Genomic DNA, 24300 nt, shown 5'->3' on the forward strand with positions numbered 1-24300 from the left:
GGAGGCGCGGGGGCGAATTCCCGCGGCTCCGGCCACCGGCCGAGGCGTCGAGCCCCGGCAAACGTCTACTTCTTCTCGTCCTTGCCCAGGCCCACCACCTTGCGGGGGTTCTGGATTTCATCCACGATTCCGTAGGCCTTCGCCTCCGTGGCGCCCATGAAGTAGTCGCGGTCGGTGTCCTTCTCCACGCGCTCGATGGACTGCCCGGTGTGCTTGACGATGAGCTCGTTGAGCTTGGCCTTCATCCGGAGGATTTCCCGGGCCTGGATCTCGATGTCCGTCGCCTGGCCCCGCACCCCACCCAGCGGCTGGTGGATCATGATGCGGCTGGACGGCAGGGCGTAGCGCTTGCCCTTCGTCCCGGCGAGCAGCAGCACGGCCCCCATCGACGCCGCCTGCCCCACGCAGATGGTGGAGACCGGCGGCTTGACGTACTGCATCGTGTCGTAGATGGCCATGCCCGCCGTGACGGAGCCGCCCGGCGAGTTGATGTAGATGTTGATGTCCTTGTCCGGGTCCTCGGACTCGAGGAACAGCAGCTGGGCGACGATGACGTTGGCCACGTCATCGTCGATTTCCGTGCCCAGCATGATGATGCGGTCCTTCAGGAGCCGGCTGTAGATGTCGTACGAGCGCTCACCGCGGTGCGTCTGCTCGATGACGTAGGGAACGGGCATGAAGGGCATGGCGACCTCGGGAGGAGACTCGAAGGGACGGCTCGACGAAGACGAACCTCAGGTCAGGAATACTTCGCCCGGCCCTTCAGGAATTCAATCGTCTTTTCCTCGCGCAGTCGCAGAGACAACCCGAGCCGCTCGTCCGCGCCCTTGAAGTAGCGCTTCACGGCCTCCACGGGCTGGCCCGCCTCCACCGCGAGCTGCTCGATGCGCGCGTCCACGTCCGCGTCGCTCGCCTGGATGCCCTCCTTGAGGGCGATGGACTCCAGCAGCAGCGTCCCCTTCACCTCCTGGGTCGCCTTCTCGCGCATCTCCTCGCGCAGGCGGTTGAAGTCCAGGTTCAGACGGCTGGGGTCCACGCCCGAGCGCTGCAGCTGCTGCAGGGCGCCGCGGAGCATGGAGTCCATGGCGCGCTCCACCATGGCGCGGGGGACCTCGAAGGGATTGCGCTCCACGAGGCCCTTCATCACCGCCTCGCGGTCGTCGTTGTCCGCTTGCGAACGGCGCGCGCGCTCCATGTCGGCGCGCAGCTTGCCGCGCAGCTCCTCGAGCGTCTGCGCGATGCCCGTCTCCTTCGCCAGGTCGTCGTTGAGCTCGGGGGAGATCTCCTTCTTGAGCTCCTTGAGGGTGACGTGGAAGCGGCCCGTCTTCCCCCGCACCTCCTCCACCCGGTAGTCGGCGGGGAAGGCGTAGTCGATGTCCTTGGACTCGCCCACCTTCACGCCCTCGAGCGCGGCGATCTTCGACTCGACCAGCTCACCGGGCTGCACCTGGACGGTGATGCCCTCGGCCTTGCTGCCGGCGAACGGCTGGCCGTCCACGGTGGCGTCGTAGTCCACCGTCGCGTAGTCACCGGAGGCCGCCGAGTCGCGGTCCGTCACGGGCTCCAGCCGGCTCAGCGACTGGCGCATGCGGCCGAGCTGCTCGTCGATCTGCTCGTCGGTGACGGCGGTGTCCGCCTTGGTCAGCGGCAGCTCCGCGTACTCCTTCGCCTCGACCTTGGGCTTGACCTCCACCCGGGCCTCGAAGCTGAAGGGAGCGTTGGCCTTGAGACCCTGGTTGGTCACCTGCGGGCTCGCCACCACCTCCACGTTGTGCTCGCGCACCGCGTCCAGGTAGGCCGTCTGCACCACGCGCTGGATGACCTCGTCCTCGACCTGGTCCTTGAAGCGCTGCTCGAGGATGCGGCGGGGGACCTTGCCCTGTCGGAAGCCGGGCAACCGCACCTGCTGGCCAAGCCTGGAGTAAGCGCGGTTCAGCTCTTCCGCCACGCGGGCGGACTCGACCTCGATGGAGAGCTTCTTCTCGATGGGAGAGAGCTCTTCGACCTGGACCTTCATACGGGCCTCGCTCGCCGCCTTCTCGGACAGTCGTCCCGAGCGGCGCCGGTTAAGTGGGACGTGCGCCTTTAGGGGATAGGCACGAACGGGTCAACGCGAAATGGGCGAGGAGGGACTCGAACCCTCACACCTTGCGGTACCAGATCCTAAGTCTGGTGCGTCTACCAGTTTCGCCACCCGCCCGGATGCGCCGCGTGCCTTGTGCCGTACATACCGCGAAACGTCCGCCGCGCGTCACCCGACGGATGCGTGCTGCGGAAAAACAAACGGGGTCTCTCCATCGCTGGAGAGACCCCGTATGAGAGCGGAGGGAATCGAACCCACAACCTATGGATTAAGAGTCCATTGCTCTGCCAATTGAGCTACGCTCCCGGCACTGCGCTTGGCCCGTCGGCTGCGTGACGTCCAAGTGGCGGCGGTAATTACAGAAGGCCGCCCGCGCTGTCAAAAGTATTTTCGTCTCCCCTGCATTCCCCACGCACGGCATCTCCCACGAGGACGCGCAGTCCGGGATGGGACGCCACGCCGCCCGCTGGACGGGCTGGCGCCGGGGACGGCCGGATTCCGAATGAAACAGAGCCACGGGCCCACTGTTGAACGTGGCCACGGCGACCCGTGTGTCCGGAGTGCTCGGAGACACGGGGCTCGCACGCGCCCCCATTCCGGGACTCTGAGCACGTGAACCGCCGAGGCACAGGCGGGCGGACGGAGGTCGTCCGCCCTTTTCGCGCAGGACGTATGCAGGAGACGACAGTGACGGAAGCCAACATCCCCCCCAAGGTGGAAGACACCGGCTCGGCGCTCGGCGGCTGGAGCCGGGAGCGCATGGAGTTGATTCGGCGCACCATCTGCCCCCGGGGCATCAGCGAGGACGAGTTCGCCCTCTTCATCGAGCAGTGCAAGCGCAGCGGGTTGGATCCGCTGCTCAAGGAAGCCTTCTGCGTCGCGCGGAGGCAGAACATCGGCAACCGGGAGCGCCCCAACTGGGTGACGAAGTACGAGTTCCAGCCCTCCGAGGCCGGGATGCTCGCCCGCGCGGAGCGCTTCCCGGACTTCAAGGGCATCCAGGCGAGCGCCGTGTTCGCCGAGGACGACATCGTGGTGGACCAGGGTCGAGGCGAGGTGGTGCACCGCTTCAACCCGGCCAAGCGCAAGGGCGCGCTGGTGGGCGCCTGGTCGCGGGTGGTGCGCGACGGGAAGCTGCCCGTGGTGGTGTGGCTGGACTTCAGCGGCTACGTCCAGCAGACGCCGCTGTGGGCCAAGATTCCCACGACGATGATCGAGAAGTGCGCCCGGGTGGCGGCCCTGCGCAAGGCGTACCCGGAGGCCTTCGGCGGACTGTACGTCCGGGAGGAGATGCCGGCGGAGGACTTCGATTCGGCCTCGGCCCACCCCGAGCCCGTCCCCGCGGGCGGCGCCTACGAGGTGCTGGGCGCCAGGACGGGCCCGGTGAAGGCGTCCTTCCCCACCCCGCTGGCCACCGCGCCCGCGAAGGAGGAGAAGGCGGTCCCCGCGAAGCTGGACGTGGATCTCCCGCTAGCGCCGCTCCCCGCGAAGGAAGTGGAGGCGGCGAAGGAGGACGTGGAGCCCACCGTGGCGCCCACGCGTCCGAAGGCGAGCGCCGTGCTGGTGGCGTTCGGTCCGTACAAGGGCAAGACGGCCTCGGAGCTCTCGGACGAGGAGCTCAGCGAGACCATCGAGCTGGCGAACGAGAAGCTGATGGAGCAACCCCGCGCGCGCTGGGCCAAGGCGATGCGGGAGAACCTGCTCGCGCTGGAGGCGGAGACGGAGCTGCGCTGCCGCGTCCCGTCCACGGCGGACAAGAGCAACGGCGCGTCCCACGCCTGATGCGCTGAAGTGAGGACTGCCTCCGTCGGACGTCTTCCGGCGGGGGCCCTCTTCGCGGCGCCGCTCGGGATTCCCATGAAGGAGTCCGGGGGGCCTGCGGAAGAGGAGAAGAGCGCGCTCGGAGGGACTTGAACCCCCAACCCCTGGGTTCGAAGCCCAGTGCTCTATCCAGTTGAGCTACGAGCGCAACCTACGAACAGGGGAAGAAGGTGGGCGGCCAACCGGGGTCGAACCGGCAACCTCTGGAGTCACAGTCCAGCGCTCTAACCAGTTGAGCTATGGCCGCCGTTACCGCTACGGCGTTTGAAGCGGGGGCTTCCCTACCGTGGAAAGCCGGGCCAGTTCAAGGCCCAAATGACACGACACACCGGCCAGATTGGCGCCCCAGGCAGGACTCGAACCTGCGACCCCCGACTTAGAAGGTCGGTGCTCTATCCAGCTGAGCTACTGGAGCTCGCTGGCCGGAGGACTGCTTCCTTCGCTACTCAAAAAATCGGGGCGAGAGGATTCGAACCTCCGACCCCCTGCGCCCAAGGCAGGTGCGCTACCAGGCTGCGCTACGCCCCGAAAAGTAGAGTCCGGCATTGTTGAACCATCGCGGACGGACGCGCAAGGCCCACGTGCCTGACCTCGCCATTCACGCACGCGCGGCGAGCGAGAGCAGCTTCGGCTTCATCTTCCGGAAGGCCGCGCCCCGGTGGGAGATGCCGGACTTCTCCTCGGCGGTGAGCTCCGCGAGCGACCGGCCACTGTCCAGAAGGATGAAGACCGGGTCGTACCCGAAGCCGTGCTCACCTTTCGGCGCGTGGCCGATCCGCCCCTCGCACCGCCCCTCCTCCACGTGCGTGCGCCCATCCGGCCACGCCAGCGCCAGCGCGCAGCGGAACGACGCCGTGCGCTTCTCGTCGGGCACGCCGCGCAGCTCCGAGAGGAGCTTCTCGTAGCGGGCCTTGTCGTCGCCGGGCGCGTAGCGGGCGGACAGCACCCCGGGCTGGCCGTCGAGCGCGTCGACGCACAACCCCGAGTCATCCGCGAGCGCCGGCAGGCCCGTGACCCGCGCGTACTCCACCGCCTTCTTCACCGCGTTGGCCTCGAAGGTGTCGCCGTCCTCCTCCGGCTCCGGCACCGGCGGCAGGTCCGCGAGCGACACCACCTCCACCGAGTCCCCCACCAGCTGGCGCAGCTCGCGCAGCTTCCCCTTGTTGGTGGTGGCGAAGAGCAGCTTCGGCGAGGGCGTGCTCATTCGAGCACCTTCGCCTGCGCGGCCACGAGCTGATGGATGGCGGCAAGTCCCCCGTCGAGCATCGCGTCCAGCGTCTTGCGGTCGAACAGCTGGTGCTCGGCGGTGCCCTGCACCTCCACCATGCGCCCGTCTCCCGTGGCCACGATGTTGAGGTCCACGTCCGCCTTGGAGTCCTCCTCGTAGTCCAGGTCCACGCGCACCTCCCCGTTGACCACGCCCACGGACACCGCGGCCATGGGGGTCAGCTTGGGCTGCTTGGTGAGCGTGCCCTGCTTCTGCAGCGAGCGCAGCGCGAGCACCACCGCCACGTACGCGCCCGTAATCGACGCCGTGCGCGTGCCGCCGTCCGCCTGGAGCACGTCACAATCCAGCGTAAGGGTGCGCGGGCCCAGCGTGGACAGGTCCACCGCCGCGCGCAGGGAGCGGCCGATGAGGCGCTGGATCTCCATGGTGCGGCCGGTCTGCTTGCCCTTGGCCGCCTCGCGCTGGTTTCGCGTGTGCGTGGCGCGCGGGAGCATGCCGTACTCGGCCGTCACCCAGCCGGTCCCCTTCCCCATCAGGTGCGGGGGCACGCGCTCCTCGGTGGAGCAGGTGATGAGCACCTTGGTGTTGCCGAACTCCACCTGCACGGAGCCTTCCGCGTAGCGGGACACTCCGGGGGTGAGGATGACGGGGCGAAGGTCCAGTGCACCACGTTGGAAGGAACGCACGGCGAGCTCCTGGGTAGGGAATGAGCGCGTCCCTTCTCTACCAGAGCCGCGTGGCCCGCGTGTCGTCCGAGTCGGCCCGGTGTCCACTCAGGGCGTCTGCGAGCCCGCCACCTGGGCCGGCCGGGCCGCGTCCCTGCGCCGCGTGTCCTTCAGGAAGGCGAGCACGCCCTCGCTGATGGCCTCGGCCAGCTTCTCCTGGTAGTCCGCCCGCCCCAGCTTCAGGCCCTCCTCGGGATGGGAGATGTAGCCCACCTCCACGAGCACCGCCGGGCACTCCACGCCGGAGAGCACGAAGAAGGGCGCCTGCTGCACGCCCCGGTCCGCCGCCCGCGTGCGCGCCACGAGCCGGGGGTGGATGGCGTAGGCCAGCCGGGACGAGTCCGAGTGCGCCTCCGTGCGCACCAGGTCATCGAGGATGAGCGCCAGCGTCGAGTCGCCGCGCGCCGCCCGCGACATGGGCGCCTCCGAGTTCTCCCGGTCCGCCACCGCGAGCGCCGCCTCACCCGAGGCGCTGGCGGACAGGAAGTACGTCTCCACGCCCTCGGTGCGTGCCCTCATGCGGGGCGTGGGCATGGAGTTGGCGTGGATGGAGATGAAGAGGTCGGCGCCGTGGTCGTTCGTCATCTCCACGCGCTCGGTGAGGCTCACCAGCGCGTCGCGCTCGCGCGTCAGGTACACCTCGCCGCCGGCCGCCTCCAGCCTGGAGCGCAGGCGGTGGGCAATCTGCAGCGCCACCTCCTTCTCGCGCAGCGCGCCGGGCCCCTTGGCGCCTTCCTTCACGCCGCCGTGGCCCGGGTCGATGACGATGCGCGCGGGGCGCTCGCCGGCTCCCGCCGTGACGGGAACCCAGCAGATGCATGCGAGGAGGAGCAGCAGTAGGCGGGAGGACGACGTCATGCCGGAGCGGGATGCTAGCGGAGCCCCACCCCGGGCGCGAAATCCCCGCCCGGCGGCCGGTTCAGCCGATGACGTCGATGCCCGGACGGCCCGCGCGGACCTCGCCCAGCAGCGCCGCGTCCACCCCAGCCCTGTCCAGGGCCCTGAGCGCCTTGACCGCGTCCTTCGCCGGCACGCAGGCCAACAATCCGCCATTGGTCTGCGCGTCCGCGAGCACCCACTGGATGGCCTCGGGGAGCCCCTTGGGGAAGCGGACCTTCTTCTGCACGTGCTCCAGGTTCGACTTCGTCCCGCCCGGCACCACGCCCGCCTCGGCCAGCGAGGGCACCTCGGCGATGAGCGGCACGCGCTCCAAATCCAGCGCCGCGCGCGTCTTCGCGGCCGTCATCATCTCCAGCAGGTGGCCCAACAGGCCGTAGCCCGTCACGTCCGTCAGGGCGTTCACCTTGAACCGGCCCGAGGCGAAGACCTCGCCCGGGGCGCGGTTGAGCGTGGTCATCACGCCGATGACGTTCTTCTGCAGCTGCTTGGAGGCCACGCCCCGCTTGATGGCGGTGGTGGCGATGCCCGTCCCCAGGGGCTTGGTGAGCAGCAGCAGGTCCCCCGGCTTCGCGCCCGCGTTGGTGAGCACCTTCTTGGGGTGCACCACGCCGGTGACGGCCAGGCCGTACTTCGGCTCGGGGTCTCGAATGCTGTGGCCGCCGAGGATGGGGATGCCCGCCTCCTCCACCTTGGACTGGCCGCCCTCGAGGATGCGCGCCAGCACGGACTTGGGCAGCTCGTCCGGGAAGCCGACGAGGTTGAGCGCGAACAGCGGCTTCGCCCCCATGGCCCAGATGTCCGACATCGCGTTCGCCGCGGCGATGGCGCCGAACTGGAACGGGTCGTCCACCACGGGCGGGAAGAAGTCCACCGTCTCCACCACGGCGAGGCCGGGCGAGAGGCGGTAGACGGCCGCGTCGTCATTCGTGTTGAAGCCCACCAGCGCTTGCGGGGGGCGGGAGGACTTGAGCCCTCCCAGCAGTTGGGCCAGGTCCCCGGCCCGCAGCTTCGCCGCGCAACCCGCGCAGTGACTCAGCTCGGTGAGGCGCAGGCGCTTCACCGACTTCGCGTCCGCCACGGCGACATCCCTTCAGATGGAGCCCGCCCTCCCACGAGGAGAGCGGGCTTCGTGTGCGACCTAGATGATGCGGACGTACTCGCGCTTGAGCAGGTGCACCAGGCCCTCGGCGGTGACGACGTCATCCGCGTCCGCCCGGTCCAGCACCCCCGCCAGCGTGCCCTGGTTGAGCACCAGCTGGAGCACGTCCAGCAGCTCCGGCGTCAGCTCCTTGAGCGGCGGCACCAGCGGCACCGACAGCTGGAGCATGGCCTCCGGGGGCGGCAGGCTCGGCTGCAGCCGCTTGAGCTCGTCGAGCTGACGGAGCGCGTCCATCAGCAGCGCCTCGGTGGACGAGTCCAGCTCCACCATGAACTCCTGGCTGTCCGCCGGCCGCAGCTCGAAGTCACCCGACTCCCAGGTGATGATGCGGTTGAAGCTCTTCTGCGGCCCCAGGTTGTGGTTCTCGTTGATGACCGCGTAGTACACGCGGCCCTGGCGCAGGTAGATCTTCCCCTCTTGCGTGCTGTTGACCACCAGCACGCCGTTCTTCTTGGAGGTGTGGAAGAGCTGGAGCAGGTCCGGCAGGGGGATTTCTTCAATCTTCCCCGTCATGGAGCTGCCCTTGGTGGTGGTCCGCGCGGCCTGGGCGGCGGCGGCCTCCTCCAGCTTCAGCTTGGCCGTGCTCTCGTCCACGTTGGCGCCGTCGGCGCCCTGGTGCACGAGCTTGAGGATGGAGGTGCCGATGAGGATGCGGTCCCCCTCCTTGAGCCCCGCCTGCTTCACCTTCTCGCCGTTGACGAAGGTGCCATTGGTGGAGCCCAGGTCCTCGATGGTGATCTTCCCGTTGGAGAAGCTGATCTTCGCGTGCTTGCGCGAGACCATGTCCTCCACGAGCACCATGTCCAGCTCGCTGGAGCGGCCGATGACGATCTGCTTCTCCGCCTTCAGGGGGAACTCTCCGCCCTGGTACTTCCCGGAGATGAACTTCAGGGCATAGGTCTTCGAGATATCCATGGTCATCAACCCGCCTGCTCCACCTTGCCGGGGTCCTTCACCAGGTTGAGGTACATCTGCGCGCTCTTGTTGTCGGGGCTGCGCGCCAGCACGTCCTCCCACACCTGCACCGCCTCCGCCCTGCGCCCGGCGGAATACAGCGCCACCCCGTACTGGATACGGCCGGGGATGTAGGACGGGTTCTGCGCGATGACCTGTTCGTACTCGGCGATGGCCGCCGCGTTGTCCCCCGCGTCACGCAGGGCATTGCCCAGCTTCAGGCGGATGTCCACGAACTGCGGGCACAGGCCCAGCGCGCGCCGGTACTCCTCGATGGCGCGCTGCCATGCGCCGCTCGAGGCGAACACGTCGCCAATCTCGCCGTACATGTTGGCGATCTTCTTCTCGACGTAGGGGTCCAGCTCCCCGGGGCCCGTCTTCTGCCGGGACAAGGCGGCCTGGTAGACCTCCTTCGCCTCGGCGTACTTGCCCATGTCGTTGTAGATGACCGCGAGATTGAGCGCCGCTTCGGTGTACGCCGGATTCAGGTTCAGCGCGGACTCGAACGCCCGCTGGGCCCGGGCGAACTGGCCCTGGTCGTGGTAGATGATGCCGAGCATGTTGAACACGTCCGCGAACGTCGGATTCTGCTCGACGATCTTCGCGAGGTACTGCTCGGCCTGGGCGTACTGCTTCTTCTCGAAGTAGCCGCGCCCGAGGGTCAGTAGCTGCTTGAGGGGCTCTTCCATGACTCCGGCCCGTCCTCGGGCCCTGCCTCCGACGCGGCTAGCCTACATGAGCCCGGGCGAAAACAAGAATTCATCACCGTGAAGCGTGAGCGACAGCGACCGTTGGCCCCGGGTGTCCACCGGCCTCGACGGGAGGGAGCCCTGCAACCGCCAGTGCTCCGTCACCACTGCTTGCTCCCGCTCCAACCGGATGTACCACGCCTCCGCCCGATACACGCGTCCTCGCAACATCTTCAGTTCGTCCCACTCGGCGCCCCCCACTCCGGGATTCCCCGGAACAGAGAGCCGAGCCAGGCCTTCCGCGTCCGCGGCCTCCAGCGCGCGGCGCCGCGCCTCCAGTGCGGTGACGACGGCCACCAGTCGGGGGGAGGTGTTCTTCTCCGGCACCCAGTCGCCCCCGCGTCGCACGAAGGGCACCTTCTCCACGCCCGCGGTGCCCACGCGGGTGGGGCCCAGGGTGCCGTTGAAGTCGAGCGTGGCGTGGGCCTCGGCGCGCTGGCCTCCGGGCTCCACCGTCACGGTGATGCGGGCGAAGTGGAGCTCCTGGGAGACCAGGGGCGCGTCCGCGAGGGGGATGGGCAAGGAAAACCCATAGGCCTCGGTGTGCTTCAGGGCGGTGATGATCTCCGCCTCGGGGCCCGCGGCGAAGCCCAGGAGCCGGGGGATGAGCACCGCGCAGGCGGCGAGCACCGCCAGTCCGGCGATGACCAGGCCCCCCAGCCGGCTCCACTCCTCGGTGGACCTCACGCGGCCTGCCGGGGACCTCACGTGCCCAGCATCTGCTGGGCCTTCTGGGCGGCGGGCGTCCCCGGCAGGCGGCGCAGCACCTGGCGCAGGGTCTCCTCGGCGCGCTTGGGGTCGTTGAGCTTCACGTAGGCCTCGTGCAGGTCGAAGAGGGCCTCCTCCTCGTACGGCGTGCCGGGGTACTTCGTGAGCAGCGACTCCAGGCGCTGGGCCACCGCCTTCCAGCGCTCGCGCTTCGTGTAGAAGCGGGCCACGTACAGCTCGTGCTCGGCCAGGCGCTTGCGTGCGTCATTCGCGTGCTGCTTCGCCTCGGGGGCGTACTGCGAATCCGGATACTGGCGGAGGAACTCCTCCATGGTGGAGAGCGCGGCGCGAATCTCGCCCTGGTCCTTCTCCTTGGAGGGCGGCAGCGCGAAGAAGTCGGACGGGTAGTCCTCCACGTGGGTGAGCGCCGAGCGGAACGCGGCGTAGTCGACCTTGGCGTGCGTGGGGTGGAGCTTGATGAAGGCCTGGTACTGGTCCCGGGCCTCGGCGAAGGCCTCGCGGGCGAAGTCCAGGTCGGCCAGGCGCAGCTCCGCCTCGCGGGCGGCCTCCTGGTACGGGTACTTGACCCGGACGTACTCGAAGTACTTCTGGGACTTGAAGAAGTCCTTGTTCTCGAGCGCCTCGCTGCCGAGCCGGAGGTTCTCCTCCGCGTCGGCGGCGTAGTCGGGGTCTCCCCCCTGGGAGCCGGAGAGGGTGGAGCAACCCGAGGCGAACAAGAGGACGACGGTCAGGAAGGCGACGACGGAACGCATCGGCGGCACGCTATTCGTCCGGCCCCGAGGGGTCCAGTGAAGGTTCGCCGAGCAGTTGCTGGATGACGTCCTCGGAGAATCCCCGCCCGGACAACAGCCGCGCGGCGCGGGCCCAGGCCTTCTCGTCGAGCGGCCGGGCCGCCAGCCCCCGCTTCTCCAGGACGGCGCGCGCGGCGGCGACGGCGTCGAAGTCCACCGCGTCCGTGGCGGACGCCAGCGCGCCCTGGGCCGCGTCCTCGGACAGGCCGTGGCCTTGCAGCTTCTGGAGGACGGAGGCGGGGCCCTTTCCGGCGCGCAGGAGGGAGGCAGCGCGCGCTTCTCCGAAGCGGGTGTCGTCCAGGTAGCCCCAGCCCTGGAGGCGGGCGAGCGCGGCGTCGCGGACGGAGGGGGCGAAGCCCTTCTTCTCCAGGGCCTGGAGCAGTTCCTGGCGCGTGCGGGCGCGGATGCCCAGCAGCTTGAGTCCCGCATCCGTGGCGCGCTGGACGGCCTCGGGGCCTTCATCCTCCGGGAGCATGGCGGGATACGTAGCATGTGGTAACAGGCGCGGCATGCATCCAGTCCTTGCCCGCTACCTCACCGCCGATGTCGCGAAGGAGACGCTCCGCAAGCAGCAGGCGGGGGGCGCCCTCGACCCGGAGGAGCAGTTCTTCGCCGAGGCCGCCAAGGCGCACCCGCGCCAGGCCGCCATCCTGATGGACGTGGGTGGCCGCGTCCTGTCCTCGGACGCCCAGGCGGCGCTCGTGCTGCTGGCGGCGCACGCGTCGGCGCGCGCGATTCAGGAAGACGCGGAGCTGACCGAGGCCACGAAGAAGGCGCGTGAGGCGCTGGCCGAGGAGGGCGCGAGCGAGGAGGAGACGGACGCGTTCATCGCCTCCATCCTCCTAGAGGAGGCGTTCGGCTACGAGCAGGACGTGGACAGCTTCGACCGCGAGTACGTGAAGGAGTCCCTGGGCGAGGTGCCCGCGCTGGCCGCGCTGACGAAGGAGGCGGTGGACGCGCTGTTCGTCGGCTTCGTGAAGGCCTCGAAGGACGACGCCGAGCGCAAGGTGCGCGAGGTCATGGCGAGGGCGCTGTTCGACATCGCCTGGGCGGAGGGCCCCGCGCCCATCAACCCCGAGCACATCGAGGCCCTGCTGGACGCGCAGGTCGCCGACAAGCCCGAGGAGGAGCAGGAGGAGAAGGTGCACGCCACCGCCCACCTGCTCCAGGCGCTGGCGAAGGAGGGCCTCATGGGCCCGCTGCGCCTGTCGCGCCTGAGGGCCATGCTGGGCGAGGAAGACGCGTAGTCCCCCCTGTGACGCGGCGGTGGGCCCTCGCGGCCCGCCGCTCGAAGTGGCTGATGCCAGGTCGTGCGAATCGGATGGACGGGAGGATGACTCCCCTTCCCCGTCACGAGCCTGAGCGATGTCCCTGGACGCAGCCCGCTGAGCGAGACGCGCCCCCTCTCGCAGGTCGCGTCACACAGGTGGGCGACGGCACGGAGCCGTCTCGCCTCACGGGGATCTCCCGACAGACGAGGCAGAGCACCGGGGCTGGGCCGTTCGCGGCGACCCGCTCTCATGGCCCCTCAACGCTTCGGGGAAGCACCGAGGCCGGGCGTTCGCGGCCTCGCCGCCACTCAGTGGCATCAAACGAAGCACCGAGGCCGGGCGTTCGCGGCCTCGCGCCACTCAGTGGCATCAAACGAAGCACCGAGGCCAAGCGTTCGCGGCCTCGCCGCCACTCAGTGGCATCAAACGAAGCACCGAGGCCAAGCGTTCGCGGCCTCGCGCCACTCACTGGCATCAAACGGAGCACCGAGGCCAGACCGCGCGCGGCGGTCTCGACCCACGGTGCCCCTTCGACTCAGAAGCGTTCGATCTGGAAGTCGTCATCCCCACCCGCCGCCGGAGCGGGCGCGGGGGCTGGAGCGGGAGGACGGGCCGCCGGCGGAGGCGCGGCCGGGCGCATGGCCTGCGCGGGTGCGGGCGGACGCGCGACGTTCGGCGCCGCGGGCGTGGCGGGACGCGCGACCTGGACTGGCGCCGGCGTGGGAGGCGCGGCGGGAGGCTGTGCCGCGCCCACGGGCGCGCCCTTCTGCGCGAAGGCGGCCGAGCCCGGAATCGGACGGGCCTCGCCCGGCTTCGCGTCGAAGCTGTCCCACTTGGAATCGGACGTGCCGCTGATGCCGGAGAAGCGCAGCGCGAAGTCGTCCGGGTTGGACGCCTGACGGTGGGCCTCGTCGTAGGTGACCAGCCCCTGGCGCACCAGGCTCATCAGCGACTGGTCGAAGGTCTGCATCCCGTAGGAGTCCGTGCCCTGCGCGATCGCGTCGTGGATCTCCTTCGTGCGGTCCTTGTCCTCGATGAGCTCGCGCACGCGCGCGGTGACGCGCAGCACCTCCACCGCGGCCACGCGGCCCTTGCCGTCCGCGCGCGGCACCAGTCGCTGGCTGACCACGCCCTTGAGCACCGAGGCCAGCTGGATGCGCACCTGCTTCTGCTGGTGCGGGGGGAAGGCGGAGACGATGCGGTTGACCGTCTCCGTCGCGTCCAGCGTGTGCAGCGTGGACATGACCAGGTGGCCCGTCTCCGCCGCGTGCAGCGCCGTCTCGATGGTCTCGTGGTCTCGCATCTCGCCCACGAGGATGACGTCCGGGTCCTGCCGCAGCGCGCTCTTGAGCGCCTGCGCGAAGCTCATCGTGTCCACGCCCACCTCGCGCTGGTTCACGATGGAGCGCTTGTCGCGAATGAGGAACTCGATGGGGTCCTCAATCGTCATGATGTGGCTGGTCTCGTTGGAGTTGATGTGGTCGATCATCGCCGCCAACGTGGTCGACTTGCCGGAGCCCGTCGTGCCCGTCACCAGGATGAGACCGCGCTCCTCGCCACAAATCTTCGCCAGCACCTGCGGCAACAGCAGGTCCTGCATCGTCATCACCTTGAACGGGATGACTCGCAGCACCGCGCCCACGGTGCCGCGCTGCTGGAAGACATTCACGCGGAAGCGGCCCAGGCCCGGGACTCCGTACGCCAGGTCCACCTCGTTGCTCGCCTTGAACTTCTCCTTCTGGAACTCGTTCATGATGCCGAACGCCATCCGCGCCACCTCCTCGGGCGGAAGACGACGGCCGTCCTTCAACGGCACCAACGAGCCATCCACCCGGAACATGGGCGGCAGACCGGCCTTGAGATGAATGTCGGAGGCACCGCCGCGCAGGGCGATCTGGAGGATCTCATTGAGTTCCATGGGCGTCGCGGATGGTAGCAGACGCTCCCGCGCCCGCGCGACACACCGTGGAGTGAGTCCCCGAAAACACCACGGCGGAGACCCTCGTGAGAGAGCCTCCGCCGCGGAGGACAGCGAGCGACCAACCTGAACGGTTAGCGCTTGGAGAACTGGAACCGGCGACGCGCGCCCGGCTGACCGTACTTCTTGCGCTCGACCGCGCGGGCATCACGCGTGAGGAAGCCGGCCTTCTTCAGCGCCGGACGGAACTCCGGGTTGAAGGCGCACAGGGCGCGGGCGATGCCGTGACGGATGGCGCCGGCCTGGCCGGAGAGACCGCCGCCGCGAACGTTCACGGTGACGTCGAGCTTCCCCTTCTGCTCGAGGATCTCGAGGGGCTGGTTGAGCACCATCTTCGAGGTCTCGCGACCGAAGTAGTCGTTGATCTCACGACCGTTGATGGTGACCTGACCCGTGCCGGGACGCAGCCAGACGCGAGCGGTGGCCTCCTTGCGGCGGCCGGTGGCGTAGAAACCGAGCTCTTGGTGGATGGGCATGGACGTTGTCTCCCTTACGCCTCAACCGAGTACGCAGCCGGCTTCTGGGCGGCGTGGGGGTGGGTATCACCCGCGTAGACCTTCAGCTTCGTCATCATCTGCCGACCCAGCGCGTTGCGGGGCAGCATGCGGCGGACCGCGTTGATGATGATGTCCTCGGGGTGGCGCTGGCGGAGCTTCTCCAGGTTGGTGATCTTCAGGGCGCCCGGGAAACCCGCGTGCGGGTGCCGGTAGTACATCTTGTCCTTCTCCTTCGTCCCCGTCACCTTCACCTTGTCGGCGTTGATGACGATGACGTGGTCGCCCGTGTCGATGGACGGCGTGTAGATGGCCTTGTGCTTGCCCTTGAGCAAGGTGGCAATCTGGCTCGCCGCGCGGCCCAGCACCTTGTCGGACACGTCGATGACGTGCCACTGGCGCTTGATGTCCCCAGCCTTCGCGCTGTAGGTCTTCTGCGACATTTCGTGCACTCCAGACTTCTCGCGGTCGCCAGGTGCATGCCGGGGACCGCATCTCGTGCGGAACCAACCACAGGTCCTCCACGAAACATCCGCAGAGGCCCGGAAAGGCCGACCCTCCTAGCGGTCATGGAGGATCAAGTCAAGGTTGGCGGGGGCCCCTGAGCCACGGAAGGCTCTTTTCCTACCCCGCCCTACCCCCAGGAGGCACGCCCCCACCCCCTGGAGTCCCTGGCTGGGGCTTCTTGAAGCGCTCCTTGAGGTTGGCGAAGAAGTTCTTCTCTTCCGTCGTCGGCGGACCCTGACGCGGCGCATCAGGCGTGACGTGCTCGATGACGTCCTCGGGCAGGTCCTCCAGGAAGCGGGAGGGGGTCCGGGGGACCTCCTTGCCGCGCTTCACGCGGGTGACGGCGCGGGTGAGGTAGAGCAGCTCCTTGGCGCGGGTGATGCCCACGTAGCAGAGCCGGCGCTCCTCCTCGAGGTTCTGGGCCTCGCCCTGCATGCCGCCGTGGGGCATCAGGTCCTCCTCCATCCCGATGAAGAAGACGAGCCGGTACTCCAGGCCCTTGGAGGAGTGGATGGTCATCAGGGTGACGCGGCGGTTGCTGCCCGGGACTTCCTCGTCGTCCTCCTGCTTGTTGTCCAGGCTCAGCCGGTTCAGGTAGGTGAGCAGGCTGGCCTTGGGGCCCTCGCGCTTCTCGAAGCGCTCCAGGGAGTCGATGACGCCGTCCACGCCCTTGAGCTTCTTGTCCGCGCTGGTGGCGCTGGTGGCGTGCGCGCGCGTGGCGTCCCGGAAGCCGATCTCCTCCAGGAGCTTGCGCGTGGCCACGGCCAGCTGCCCGTGCTCGTACGCCGCGCGGTAGCGCTCGATGAGGTCCACGAACTCGTGCACCTTGGCGCCCGCGCCCGGGGGCAGATCGTCGTACTCGGACGCCTTGCGCATCACCGTCCACAGCGTGACGCCCTCCGCGCGCGAGTGCGCGTGCAGCCGCTCCACCGTCACGTCGCCGATGCCGCGCGACGGGACGTTGATGATTCGCATGAGCGAGATTTCATCCAGCCGGTTCACGATGACCTTGAAGTACGCGATGACGTCCTTCACCTCGCGCCGGTCGAAGAACTCGCTGCCGCCCACCACCTCGTAGGCGATGTTCTTCTCGCGCAGCATCTCCTCGATGGGGTGCGACTGGCCGTTGGTCCGGTAGAGCACCGCGATGTCGTCCGCGGGCACGCCCAGCGAGATGTGCTTCTGGATTTCGTGCGCGACGAAGCGGGCCTCCTCCTCGTCATTGGGACACGCCACCACCTTCACCTTGGGGCCCCCCTTGCGGTCGGTCCACATCTGCTTGGCCTTGCGCTCGGGGTTCTTGGCGATGACGGCGTTGGCCGCGTCCAGCACCATCTGCACGGAGCGGTAGTTCTGCTCCAGGCGCACCTCCTTCCCTCCCGGGAAGAAGTGGTCGAAGTGGAGGATGTTGCGCACCTCCGCGCCGCGCCACGAGTAGATGCACTGGTCGTCGTCCCCCACCGCGCACACGTTCTTGGACTGCCCCGCCATCAGCTTGAGCAGCTCCAGCTGGGCCAGGTTGGTGTCCTGGAACTCGTCCACCAGCAGGTAGCGGAAGCGGTGCGTGTACTTGAGGTACAGGTCCGAGTGCTCGCGCAAGAGGCGCGTGGGGAGGATGAGCAGGTCGTCGAAGTCCACCGAGCCCTGCGCCTTCAGCGCCAGCTGGTAGTCCGGGTAGACCATGTGGGTGATGAGGTCGTAGTCGTCGCCGATGCCCTCGGGCTTGGGCTCGGGCGCCTGGCCGGAGTTCTTCGCCTTGGAGATGAGCCCCAGCACCTTGCGCGCGTCGAAGGCGCGGTCGTCGATGCGGTGCTCGCGCATGGCGCGGCGGATGATGGCCAGTTGGTCGCCCATGTCCGCGATGGCGAACTTCCTGGGCCAACCCAGCCGGTGGATGTCCTCGCGGAGCATCTCCGCGCCGAAGGCGTGGAAGGTGCACACGAGCACGCCCTGGGCGCGGGGCCCGGCCATGTGGACCAGGCGCTCCTTCATCTCCGAGGCCGCCTTGTTGGTGAAGGTGACGGCCAGGATGTTGCGAGCCAGGATGTGGTCTGGCCGCTCGTTGAGCAGGTGGACGATGCGGTGGGTGATGACGCGGGTCTTCCCGCTCCCAGCACCCGCGAGGACCAGCAAGGGCCCCTGGAGGGTGACCACGGCCTCGCGCTGAGGAGGATTGAGCTTCGAGAGGTCCATTGCGCGCGGGGCGGGGATACCTTTTGATTCGGCCGTGCGCGACAACTTTCTCCCAGGCCTCACCCTCCTCCTGCTCGCGCTCGCCCCGGGTGTCGGGTGCACGAAAGCGGAGGGCACCTCCGACGAGGTGACGGCCTCCATCCCCGCCGCCAGTGCGCCCTGCGTGTACTTCAAGACGCTGGCACCGTTCCTGCCGGAGGAGCTGGAGGGCTTCACCGTCGCGCGCACCCAGGGCTCCACCGGCAAGTACGGCGAGGTGTCCGTGTCGGAGGCCGAGCGGCTGTTCACCCGAGGTGAGGGCCGCGAGGTGAAGGTGCGCATCGTGGACACCACGATGGGGCAGAAGATTGGGCAGGCCATCCGGGACGCGGCCGAGCGGGCCAAGGACCGGCCGGCGAGCGACCCGGCGGCGCCCATCCACTGGAAGGACGCGGTGGGCTTCGTGAGGTACGACGCGGAGGAGGCGCTGGCGGAGGCGAACCTGTTGGTGGGAGATCGCTTCGTGGTGGCCGTCACCAGCCGGGGCTTTCCGGGCACGGTGGAGGTGCGGCGGGTGGCGCGAGGAATCGACCTGGCCGGGCTGGCCCGGCTTCAGTGAAGTCCGACAATGGGCAAGGAGTGTCCCGGGTGGTGAAGGAGAAAGGTACGCGGTCCGAAGCAGGAGACCTGCTCGCCGCGGAGAAGGCGGCGCGGGAGGTCGTGGCCTCGCTCGGCAAGAGGGAGTTCCTGGACCAGCTCCAGAAGCTCACCAAGAGCTACGCGTCGGACCCGGGCAACCCGGGCTCCTACGCGTGCGAGGGCTGTCAGCGCTGCGCCAACTGCATGTTCTGCAAGGACTGCGACAGCTGCTTCCAGTGCACGCACTGCACCCGGTGCGAGCTGTGCAACAACTGCTCGCACTGCGTGGAGTGCAAGAGCTGTCATGCGTGCGCCTACTGCCTGCAGAGCGAGAACTGCACCACCAGCGCCTACCTGGTGATGTGCCGCAACCTGCAGGACTGCAACTACTGCTTCGGGTGCGTGGGCCTGGCGAAGAAGGACTTCCACATCCTCAACGTCCCCTTCCCCCGGACCGAGTACTTCAAGGTCGTGGGCAAGCTGCGCAAGGAGCTGGGGCTGCCGTAGGGCCCCTCCTCGCGGGTCCGGCCCGGCCCGCGTCAGAGCGCCCGGACGTAGAGCGCCTTGAGGTACTCCGTCTCCGGCAGGCCCGCGAGCACGGGGTGGTCCAGGCCCGCGCCCCGGCGCTCGAGAATCTGCACCGGGCGCTTCGCGTCCGCGGCGGCGCCCAGCAGCATCTCCTCGAAGCCCGCGCGGTCCAGCTTGCCCGAGCACGAGCAGGTGACGAGCACACCGTCCGGCTTCAGGCACCGCAGCGCGCGCAGGTTCAGCTCGTGGTACGCGCGCAGCGCGGTCTCCAGGCCCTCGCGGCGCTTGGCGAGCCCCGGCGGGTCCAGCACGATGAAGTCGAAGCGGCGGCTCTGCGAGTCGAAGCGCTTGAGCACGTCGAAGGCGTTCGCGTGCTCCACGGTGACGTTGGTCCGGTTGTTGGCGCGGGCGTTGTCGCCGATGCGCGCGGCGGCCTTCTCGTCCTGCTCCACCGCGATGACGGACGTGCAGCTGCGGGCCAGGGAGAGCGCGAAGCCGCCGTGGTAGCTGAACAGGTCCAGCGCCTCGCCGCGCGCCAGCTCTCCGGCGCGCAGGTGGTTGTCCACCTGGTCCAGGAACGCGCCCGTCTTCATGTCGCCCATCAGGTCCACGTCGAAGCGGTTGTCGCCCTCGTGGTACGTGAAGCGCGACTCGCCCTGGCCGTGCAGCAAGCGCGTCTCGCGCGGCAGGCCCTCGAAGTCGCGGCCGGAGGCGTCGTCGCGGCACACCACGTGGGTGGCGCCGGTGAGCTCCACCAGCATCTTCGCCAGCGACTCCTTGCGCGCGTCCATGCCCTCGGAGAGCGTCTGGAGGGTGAGGCCCTTGCCGTAGCGGTCCACGAAGAGGCCCGGCAGCAGGTCCGCCTCGCCGTGCACCAGGCGCAGGCCGTCACGCTTGGACAGCGAGGACCTGCGCGCGAGCGCGGCCTCCAGGCGCTTGCGGAAGAAGGCGTCGTTCACCTGCAGCTCGCGCGGGGGCGTGCGCGTCAGCAGGCGCAGCGCCAGCGGGGAGCGCCGCGCGTAGAGGGCCTGGCCGATGGGGTTGCCCTGGGAGTCCACCACCATCACCACCGCGCCGGGGCCCGTCACGTCGGGCGGGGCGGCCAGCTCGGTGCGGTACAGCCAGGGGTTTCCCGCGCGCAGGGACTTCGCGCCCTTGGGAGTAGTACGTGCAACGGGAAGCGTCGGGGGGATGGCCATTCGCGTCACTCCAGGCCGCGCGCGGCCAGTTCCTCATCGTCCTCCCCGCGCAGATGCCCGATTTCGTGGAGCAATGTCACGCGAATCTGTTCGCGCAGCTCCGCCGGGGTGCGCACCGCCCGGGCCAGGTTGCGCCGGTAGAGCACCACCGAGCGGCACGGTGACTCCACTCCGTCGCAGGGCGCGCCCAGGGGCGGCCCCCGGAACAGGCCGAGAATCGTGGGCGACAGGGGCGGCTGGTTGGCGAGCAGGTCCACCTCGGCGGGCAGCTCCTCCGCGGTGACGGGGATGCCCTCCAGGTCACTGCGCATGTCCGCGGGCAGCTCGGAGACGGCGCGGGCCACGTCCACGCGGAAGGTGTCCTCGGTGGGCAGAGGCGGCGCCGGGAAGTCGTCGGGAGCCAGCGCTCGCGCCTTGTCGAAGTGCGTCTGCGCCTGCTTCCACTTCCCTTCCCGCTCCAGCAACAGGCCCAGGTGCTGGTGCGCGTGCGCGGCGCGCTCCGCGTCGTCGACCAGGCCCTGGAAGGCGCGCTTCGCCTCGGAGAAGCGGCACAGCTCGAAGAGGGCCAGGGCCCGCTCGTAGAGGGCCTCTCGGCTGCCCGGCTCTCGCGCCAGGACGATGGCGGCTCGGGCGAGGGCCTCCTCCGCCTGGCCCAGGTCGTTGAAGGCCATGGCCGACACCAGCGCCAGGTGCGGGATGAGCTCCGGGGGCGTGCCGGGCTGGGACAGGCCGCGCTCGGCGTAGAGCGTGCCCAACTCGTCGCGCTCGCGCGTGGAGGTCATCTGCACCGCGTACAGGTGGGCCGCGCCGAGCAGCGCGTCCGCGTCCCCGGGGTCGATGGCGAGCGCCCGGGCGAAGGCGAGTTGCGCGTCCGACTCGCGCCCCAGGGCGGCCAGCGCGACGCCGCGCTCGGCGTGGGCCGAGGCCAGGTCCGGCTCCAGGGCCGCCGCCTGCGCCGCGCAGGACAGCGCCTCCTCGAAGCGTCCCGAGTCGTAGTAGCCGCGCGCCGCGTCCAGCGGAGAGCCGCCCCGGGCCTGGCAGACCGCGAGCGGCTGCACCGGGCGCGGCGTGTCGCGGGGCTCGTCCGAGGGCGCGGCACTGGCTGGGGAGGCCTTCACCGCCGACACCTCGGGCGTTCCGGCGTCTCCCGTCTCCGGGGCCGAGGCGTTCCGCTTGCAGGCGGTGAGGAGGAGGCAGAGGGCGAGCAGACCGCGCCGCGACATGGGCCGCCACGCTACGGCATCACCCCAGGGGCCGGGAAGCAGGGACGTGCATGCTCGCTCGGCGGGCGGCGGCGCTCCCTCCCGCAGGCACCAGGGTGACGCCCCATGAGCCGCTGCGTCTGGCCCTCACCTCAAGTGCCCGTCGCGGGATGTCGGCGGCGCTTCCTGCCTCGGGTTCATGCGGCGTCGCTGCACGCCTCGGGACACCAGGGTGATGCCCCATGCGCCGCTGCGTCTGGCCCTCACCTTGAGTGCCCGTCGCGGGATGTCGGCGGCGCTCCCCTCCTCGGGTTCATCACGTTGGCGACTCATCAGCCTCTGGATTCGGGCCTCCACATCCCGCGCCCGCCACTCGCTGATGAATGGGCTCGGCGTGCCCTGTTCTCTCGGCGGACGGCGGCGCGGTCCATCTCGGTGCACTAGGGTGGCGCCCCCATGAGACCCTTGATTCTGGCCTCCACCTCCAGTGCCCGCCGCGCGCTGATGGATGGGCTCGGCCTGCCCTACCGCGCCGTGAGCCCGGGCGTCGACGAGACGGTGGCCGCCCACCTTTCGGCCCGCGACGCCGTCCGGGAGCTGGCGGTTCGCAAGGCTCGCGCCGTGCACGCGCTACACCCGGACGCGTGGGTGCTCGGCGCGGACCAACTGGTCGAGGTGGCCGGACAGACACTCACCAAGCCCGTGGACCGCGACGCGGCGAGAGGCCAGCTCCAGAAGCTCCTCGGTCACACCCACGACATCCACACCGGCGTGTGCCTGGTGGGCCCGGGCGGCTCCATCGACGAGGCCGTGGAGACCGCGCGCCTGACGTTCCACGACGTCACTCCGGATGAACTGGAGCGCTACCTCGACCTGAACGAGTGGGAAGGCTGCTGCGGCAGCTATCGCGTGGAGGGAGCGGGACAGGCGCTGCTGGCGCGGCTCGACGGCGACCGCGCCAACGTGCAGGGCCTGCCCATGGTGACAGTGGTGCGACTGCTGCGACAGGCCGGCTTCACCTTCTTCGAGCCCGGCCAGCCGTAGCCTCACCCCGCGGTGGACAGCTCCGCGAGAATCTCCTGGTACGCCGCGCGGGCCTTGTCCGCCTGGTCCGCCTTGAAGCTGGCCGCGGCCACCACGGGATGCCCACCGCCCCCATACCGGCCGGCAATGGCGGACAGGTCATGCTGGCGCAGCTCCGGCTTCCACGGGTTGGAGCCGAGCGACACCTTCGCGCGCGACGTCCCCCGCCCCACCCACAGCGTGTAGCGCGCGTCCGGATAGAGCGCGTACGCGATGAACTTGTTGAGGCTGTCCACGCCCTCGTCCACCAGGTCGAAGAAGACGACGCCGCGCTCGTAGCGGGCCCGCGAGCGCACCAGCTCGATGTTCGACTGGTGGCGCGCGAGCAGCGGCGCCAGCGGCCCCGCGATGAGCTGCGAGGCGGCGATGTCCGCGAGCGACTCCGACTGCATGCGGCGGATGACCTCGGGGATGAGCGCCGGGTCCTTGTTCGCCTCCAGCACCGTCATGATGCGCAGCGCGGGCTCCTCCAGCGCCACCGCCATCTGCGGCGAGGGGAACTGCGCCCCGTCGATGAGCTCCGCCCAGTGGATGAGGTCCGAGAGCGCGGACGCGTCCCAGCCGAAGCGCTCGCGCGCCACGTCCGCCAGGTACTTCGTGCAACTCTTGCGGTGCGCGTCGTGGAATTTGCGCCCGCTCGAGTCCGCGCGGAAGTGCGCCTCGTCCCCGGGCTGCTGGAACGCGGAGGCATGGTGGTCGAACCACCACGTCAGCCGCGCGTCCTGGCTGTAGCGGAAGTCGACGATGACGTTCTCCTCGCCTGTGAAGACGGCCGGGTCGATGCCCTCCGCGCCCGGCTTGTGGTTCAGCCCCTGGTAGCGGAACGCCGCGTCCGCGCGGACGCGCTCCCGGTAGAAGCGGGTGAACACCGCGGCGCTCGCGGCGCCGTCGAAGCAGTTGTCGTGGAACAGGACCTGGACGTTCATGGCGGCGCCCGTTTACTGCAACGCGAGCCCCTCGCCCACCGCGGCGAAGGACTCCTGCCCGCCCGTGTCGCCCGGCTGTGCGTCACCCGACCCGGCGGCCACCACCGCGAGCCCCACCAGTCGACCATCCGGCAGCAGCCCGCAGCCCAGCGTGCCCCGCGCGCCCGCCGACGTGCTCAGCGTGTACAGCTTCGAGCGCGCCCCCAGCGCCGAGGGCGACGCCGTGCGCGCCTCCTCGCCCGTGCCCACCGCGCTCAACAGCCCCTGGCAGCCCGCCTCCAGCTTCACGCCCGTGGAGCGCTCCACCCAGAGAAAGCCGTAGCGCCCGCGCGCCAGGTCGCCAAAGCCCACGCCGCTGCCGTGCAGCGTCGCCGCGGGCAGCGGCAGGTGCGCGGAGAGCTGCTCACGCGTCAGCCGCTCCCACCCCACCGGCAGCTCCAGCCGATACCCCAGCTCGCTGCCCACCAGCAGCTGCCGCACGCCCCCGCCTCCCAGGGACACCCCCGTGCCCGGCAGCGCCAGGAGCACGGCCGAGGCCAGCGCCGTGGCGAGCCCCAGCCCCAGGCCCGCATGACGCCGCGCGGGACCGGGCTCCCCCACCACAAGGAACAACGCCACCAGGCCCAGCGCGAAGTAGGCCACGTGCACGGGGGCCGTCGGCGCCCCGCGCGCGAGCCACGCCGTGGCGACCAGCTGCACCGCCAGCCCCGTCTGCGCGATGCCCTTCACCGGCCCCCGGTTGAGCACCAGCACCAGCGCCAGCACCAGGTCCAACGCCACCAACCCGTACGTCCACGCCGGGTCCTGCAGCGAGCCCAGCACCCCACCGGCCCGCAGGAACCACGCGGCCGCGCCCGCCCCCAGCACCGCCGCCACCGGGCCCGGATGCGCGGAGACGGCGCTCGTCACCAGGTCGCCACCGAAGACGGTCGCCTCGTCGTCCACCGCGTCCCCCAGCCGATCCAGCCGCGTGCGGCCGACCTTCTTGTAGGACTGCAGGTGGTCGAAGGGCTCACCACACGCGGGACAGGCCGAGGCGCCCCGGGGAATGGGGCTGTGACCGCAGCTCGGGCAGAGGGTCTGAGGCATGGCCCGCGTATACCGCACCGAACACTCCGCCCACGAGGGCGCGACGCCCATGTCAGCCCGCACCCCCAACTGC

At 69.7% G+C, this 24300-nt stretch carries 24 protein-coding genes and 6 tRNA genes; 5 read left to right on the plus strand and 25 right to left on the minus strand.

Annotated features, from left to right (window positions below):
* Positions 1–65 precede the first annotated feature (65 nt).
* The 4 genes from clpP to OWM54_RS08800 all read right to left on the minus strand — a co-directional run bounded on the left by clpP (position 66) and on the right by OWM54_RS08800 (position 2389).
* Complete coding sequence (gene clpP, locus OWM54_RS08785) at positions 66–686, minus strand: ATP-dependent Clp endopeptidase proteolytic subunit ClpP (RefSeq protein ID WP_046712192.1); 621 nt, start codon at positions 684–686, stop codon at positions 66–68.
* Positions 687–739: 53 nt separating this feature from the next.
* Complete coding sequence (tig, locus tag OWM54_RS08790; RefSeq protein WP_223750605.1) at positions 740–2017, minus strand: trigger factor; 1278 nt, start codon at positions 2015–2017, stop codon at positions 740–742.
* Between the two features lie 101 nt (positions 2018–2118).
* Positions 2119–2200 (minus strand) — tRNA-Leu (locus OWM54_RS08795).
* A gap of 116 nt (positions 2201–2316) precedes the next feature.
* Positions 2317–2389: transfer RNA gene (locus tag OWM54_RS08800), tRNA-Lys, on the minus strand.
* Between the two features lie 381 nt (positions 2390–2770).
* Here OWM54_RS08800 and bet point away from each other — a divergent pair.
* Positions 2771–3865: a phage recombination protein Bet gene (gene bet, locus OWM54_RS08805; protein WP_267697192.1), complete on the plus strand. Its 1095-nt coding sequence runs from the start codon at positions 2771–2773 to the stop codon at positions 3863–3865.
* Between the two features lie 113 nt (positions 3866–3978).
* Here bet and OWM54_RS08810 read toward each other — a convergent pair.
* The 13 genes from OWM54_RS08810 to OWM54_RS08870 form a co-directional block, all read right to left on the minus strand.
* A tRNA-Arg gene (locus tag OWM54_RS08810) sits at positions 3979–4052 on the minus strand.
* A 25-nt stretch (positions 4053–4077) separates the two neighbouring features.
* A tRNA-His gene (locus tag OWM54_RS08815) sits at positions 4078–4151 on the minus strand.
* 91 nt (positions 4152–4242) lie between these two features.
* A tRNA-Arg gene (locus OWM54_RS08820) sits at positions 4243–4319 on the minus strand.
* A gap of 39 nt (positions 4320–4358) precedes the next feature.
* Positions 4359–4432: transfer RNA gene (locus OWM54_RS08825), tRNA-Pro, on the minus strand.
* Between the two features lie 70 nt (positions 4433–4502).
* A complete protein-coding gene (locus OWM54_RS08830) occupies positions 4503–5108 on the minus strand; it encodes an XTP/dITP diphosphatase (RefSeq protein ID WP_267697193.1) in 606 nt (201 codons plus the stop codon).
* Positions 5105–5818, minus strand: coding sequence for a ribonuclease PH (rph, locus tag OWM54_RS08835; RefSeq protein WP_267697194.1), 714 nt, complete (start codon positions 5816–5818; stop codon positions 5105–5107). The genes OWM54_RS08830 and rph overlap by 4 nt, the downstream gene beginning before the upstream one ends.
* 87 nt (positions 5819–5905) lie before the next feature.
* A complete protein-coding gene (locus tag OWM54_RS08840) occupies positions 5906–6715 on the minus strand; it encodes an N-acetylmuramoyl-L-alanine amidase family protein (RefSeq protein WP_141326083.1) in 810 nt (269 codons plus the stop codon).
* Between the two features lie 61 nt (positions 6716–6776).
* Positions 6777–7817 (minus strand): selenide, water dikinase SelD, encoded by a 1041-nt coding sequence (selD, locus tag OWM54_RS08845; protein ID WP_267701108.1) that lies wholly within the window; start codon positions 7815–7817, stop codon positions 6777–6779.
* 78 nt (positions 7818–7895) lie between these two features.
* Complete coding sequence (locus tag OWM54_RS08850) at positions 7896–8831, minus strand: DUF4388 domain-containing protein (protein ID WP_141326091.1); 936 nt, start codon at positions 8829–8831, stop codon at positions 7896–7898.
* A gap of 5 nt (positions 8832–8836) precedes the next feature.
* Entirely contained in the window at positions 8837–9559 is a 723-nt protein-coding gene (locus tag OWM54_RS08855; protein WP_046712186.1) for a tetratricopeptide repeat protein, read from the minus strand.
* A gap of 42 nt (positions 9560–9601) precedes the next feature.
* Complete coding sequence (locus OWM54_RS08860) at positions 9602–10306, minus strand: hypothetical protein (protein ID WP_223784949.1); 705 nt, start codon at positions 10304–10306, stop codon at positions 9602–9604.
* A gap of 17 nt (positions 10307–10323) precedes the next feature.
* Entirely contained in the window at positions 10324–11100 is a 777-nt protein-coding gene (locus OWM54_RS08865; RefSeq protein ID WP_267697195.1) for an outer membrane protein assembly factor BamD, read from the minus strand.
* A 10-nt stretch (positions 11101–11110) separates the two neighbouring features.
* Positions 11111–11614 carry a regulatory protein RecX gene (locus OWM54_RS08870; protein ID WP_267697196.1) on the minus strand — a complete coding sequence of 168 codons (504 nt, stop codon included), beginning with the start codon at positions 11612–11614 and terminating at the stop codon, positions 11111–11113.
* Between the two features lie 34 nt (positions 11615–11648).
* Here OWM54_RS08870 and OWM54_RS08875 point away from each other — a divergent pair, with 34 nt between their 5' ends.
* A complete protein-coding gene (locus OWM54_RS08875) occupies positions 11649–12386 on the plus strand; it encodes a hypothetical protein (protein ID WP_223750599.1) in 738 nt (245 codons plus the stop codon).
* Positions 12387–12945: 559 nt separating this feature from the next.
* Here the strand turns inward: OWM54_RS08875 and OWM54_RS08880 are convergent.
* The 4 genes from OWM54_RS08880 to OWM54_RS08895 form a co-directional block, all read right to left on the minus strand.
* The gene (locus tag OWM54_RS08880; RefSeq protein ID WP_223750598.1) at positions 12946–14328 is read right to left on the minus strand and encodes a type IV pilus twitching motility protein PilT; all 1383 of its coding nucleotides are present in this window, start codon (positions 14326–14328) and stop codon (positions 12946–12948) included.
* Between the two features lie 134 nt (positions 14329–14462).
* Positions 14463–14864: a 30S ribosomal protein S9 gene (gene rpsI / locus OWM54_RS08885; RefSeq protein ID WP_046712181.1), complete on the minus strand. Its 402-nt coding sequence runs from the start codon at positions 14862–14864 to the stop codon at positions 14463–14465.
* Positions 14865–14878: 14 nt separating this feature from the next.
* Positions 14879–15325: a 50S ribosomal protein L13 gene (rplM, locus tag OWM54_RS08890; protein ID WP_141326090.1), complete on the minus strand. Its 447-nt coding sequence runs from the start codon at positions 15323–15325 to the stop codon at positions 14879–14881.
* 181 nt (positions 15326–15506) lie between these two features.
* Positions 15507–17582: an ATP-dependent helicase gene (locus OWM54_RS08895; protein WP_267697197.1), complete on the minus strand. Its 2076-nt coding sequence runs from the start codon at positions 17580–17582 to the stop codon at positions 15507–15509.
* A gap of 34 nt (positions 17583–17616) precedes the next feature.
* Between OWM54_RS08895 and OWM54_RS08900 the strand changes: the two genes are divergently transcribed.
* Together OWM54_RS08900 and OWM54_RS08905 are read left to right on the plus strand one after the other, a co-directional pair.
* Positions 17617–18180: a hypothetical protein gene (locus OWM54_RS08900; protein ID WP_370640422.1), complete on the plus strand. Its 564-nt coding sequence runs from the start codon at positions 17617–17619 to the stop codon at positions 18178–18180.
* Positions 18181–18209: 29 nt separating this feature from the next.
* On the plus strand, positions 18210–18707 hold the full coding sequence (locus tag OWM54_RS08905) for a caib/baif family protein (RefSeq protein WP_194869545.1): 498 nt from the start codon (positions 18210–18212) through the stop codon (positions 18705–18707).
* Between the two features lie 32 nt (positions 18708–18739).
* On the opposite strand, the gene OWM54_RS08910 is transcribed toward OWM54_RS08905, so the two are convergent.
* Positions 18740–19927 (minus strand): class I SAM-dependent rRNA methyltransferase, encoded by a 1188-nt coding sequence (locus OWM54_RS08910; protein WP_223750596.1) that lies wholly within the window; start codon positions 19925–19927, stop codon positions 18740–18742.
* Between the two features lie 5 nt (positions 19928–19932).
* Positions 19933–21150, minus strand: coding sequence for a metallopeptidase family protein (locus OWM54_RS08915; protein WP_267697198.1), 1218 nt, complete (start codon positions 21148–21150; stop codon positions 19933–19935).
* A 435-nt stretch (positions 21151–21585) separates the two neighbouring features.
* Between OWM54_RS08915 and OWM54_RS08920 the strand changes: the two genes are divergently transcribed.
* The gene (locus tag OWM54_RS08920) at positions 21586–22173 is read left to right on the plus strand and encodes a Maf family protein (protein ID WP_267697199.1); all 588 of its coding nucleotides are present in this window, start codon (positions 21586–21588) and stop codon (positions 22171–22173) included.
* A 2-nt stretch (positions 22174–22175) separates the two neighbouring features.
* On the opposite strand, the gene OWM54_RS08925 is transcribed toward OWM54_RS08920, so the two are convergent.
* Complete coding sequence (locus tag OWM54_RS08925; protein ID WP_267697200.1) at positions 22176–23138, minus strand: hypothetical protein; 963 nt, start codon at positions 23136–23138, stop codon at positions 22176–22178.
* Between the two features lie 12 nt (positions 23139–23150).
* Positions 23151–24227 (minus strand): zinc ribbon domain-containing protein, encoded by a 1077-nt coding sequence (locus tag OWM54_RS08930; RefSeq protein ID WP_267697201.1) that lies wholly within the window; start codon positions 24225–24227, stop codon positions 23151–23153.
* Positions 24228–24300 lie beyond the last annotated feature (73 nt).

This window comes from Myxococcus sp. MISCRS1, from assembly GCF_026626605.1.
Taxonomy (GTDB): domain Bacteria; phylum Myxococcota; class Myxococcia; order Myxococcales; family Myxococcaceae; genus Myxococcus; species Myxococcus fulvus.

What these genes read in the sequence shown, in the direction of transcription:
- clpP (WP_046712192.1), bottom strand. Translation starts at nt 686, where the DNA reads ATGCCCTTCATGCCCGTTCCCTACGTCATCGAGCAGACGCACCGCGGT.
- tig (WP_223750605.1), bottom strand. Translation starts at nt 2,017, where the DNA reads ATGAAGGTCCAGGTCGAAGAGCTCTCTCCCATCGAGAAGAAGCTCTCC.
- OWM54_RS08830 (WP_267697193.1), bottom strand. Translation starts at nt 5,108, where the DNA reads ATGAGCACGCCCTCGCCGAAGCTGCTCTTCGCCACCACCAACAAGGGG.
- OWM54_RS08840 (WP_141326083.1), bottom strand. Translation starts at nt 6,715, where the DNA reads ATGACGTCGTCCTCCCGCCTACTGCTGCTCCTCCTCGCATGCATCTGC.
- OWM54_RS08850 (WP_141326091.1), bottom strand. Translation starts at nt 8,831, where the DNA reads ATGGATATCTCGAAGACCTATGCCCTGAAGTTCATCTCCGGGAAGTAC.
- OWM54_RS08855 (WP_046712186.1), bottom strand. Translation starts at nt 9,559, where the DNA reads ATGGAAGAGCCCCTCAAGCAGCTACTGACCCTCGGGCGCGGCTACTTC.
- OWM54_RS08865 (WP_267697195.1), bottom strand. Translation starts at nt 11,100, where the DNA reads ATGCGTTCCGTCGTCGCCTTCCTGACCGTCGTCCTCTTGTTCGCCTCG.
- OWM54_RS08870 (WP_267697196.1), bottom strand. Translation starts at nt 11,614, where the DNA reads ATGCTCCCGGAGGATGAAGGCCCCGAGGCCGTCCAGCGCGCCACGGAT.
- OWM54_RS08875 (WP_223750599.1), top strand. Translation starts at nt 11,649, where the DNA reads ATGCATCCAGTCCTTGCCCGCTACCTCACCGCCGATGTCGCGAAGGAG.
- OWM54_RS08880 (WP_223750598.1), bottom strand. Translation starts at nt 14,328, where the DNA reads ATGGAACTCAATGAGATCCTCCAGATCGCCCTGCGCGGCGGTGCCTCC.
- rpsI (WP_046712181.1), bottom strand. Translation starts at nt 14,864, where the DNA reads ATGCCCATCCACCAAGAGCTCGGTTTCTACGCCACCGGCCGCCGCAAG.
- rplM (WP_141326090.1), bottom strand. Translation starts at nt 15,325, where the DNA reads ATGTCGCAGAAGACCTACAGCGCGAAGGCTGGGGACATCAAGCGCCAG.
- OWM54_RS08895 (WP_267697197.1), bottom strand. Translation starts at nt 17,582, where the DNA reads ATGGACCTCTCGAAGCTCAATCCTCCTCAGCGCGAGGCCGTGGTCACC.
- OWM54_RS08910 (WP_223750596.1), bottom strand. Translation starts at nt 19,927, where the DNA reads ATGGCCATCCCCCCGACGCTTCCCGTTGCACGTACTACTCCCAAGGGC.
- OWM54_RS08915 (WP_267697198.1), bottom strand. Translation starts at nt 21,150, where the DNA reads ATGTCGCGGCGCGGTCTGCTCGCCCTCTGCCTCCTCCTCACCGCCTGC.
- OWM54_RS08920 (WP_267697199.1), top strand. Translation starts at nt 21,586, where the DNA reads ATGAGACCCTTGATTCTGGCCTCCACCTCCAGTGCCCGCCGCGCGCTG.
- OWM54_RS08925 (WP_267697200.1), bottom strand. Translation starts at nt 23,138, where the DNA reads ATGAACGTCCAGGTCCTGTTCCACGACAACTGCTTCGACGGCGCCGCG.
- OWM54_RS08930 (WP_267697201.1), bottom strand. Translation starts at nt 24,227, where the DNA reads ATGCCTCAGACCCTCTGCCCGAGCTGCGGTCACAGCCCCATTCCCCGG.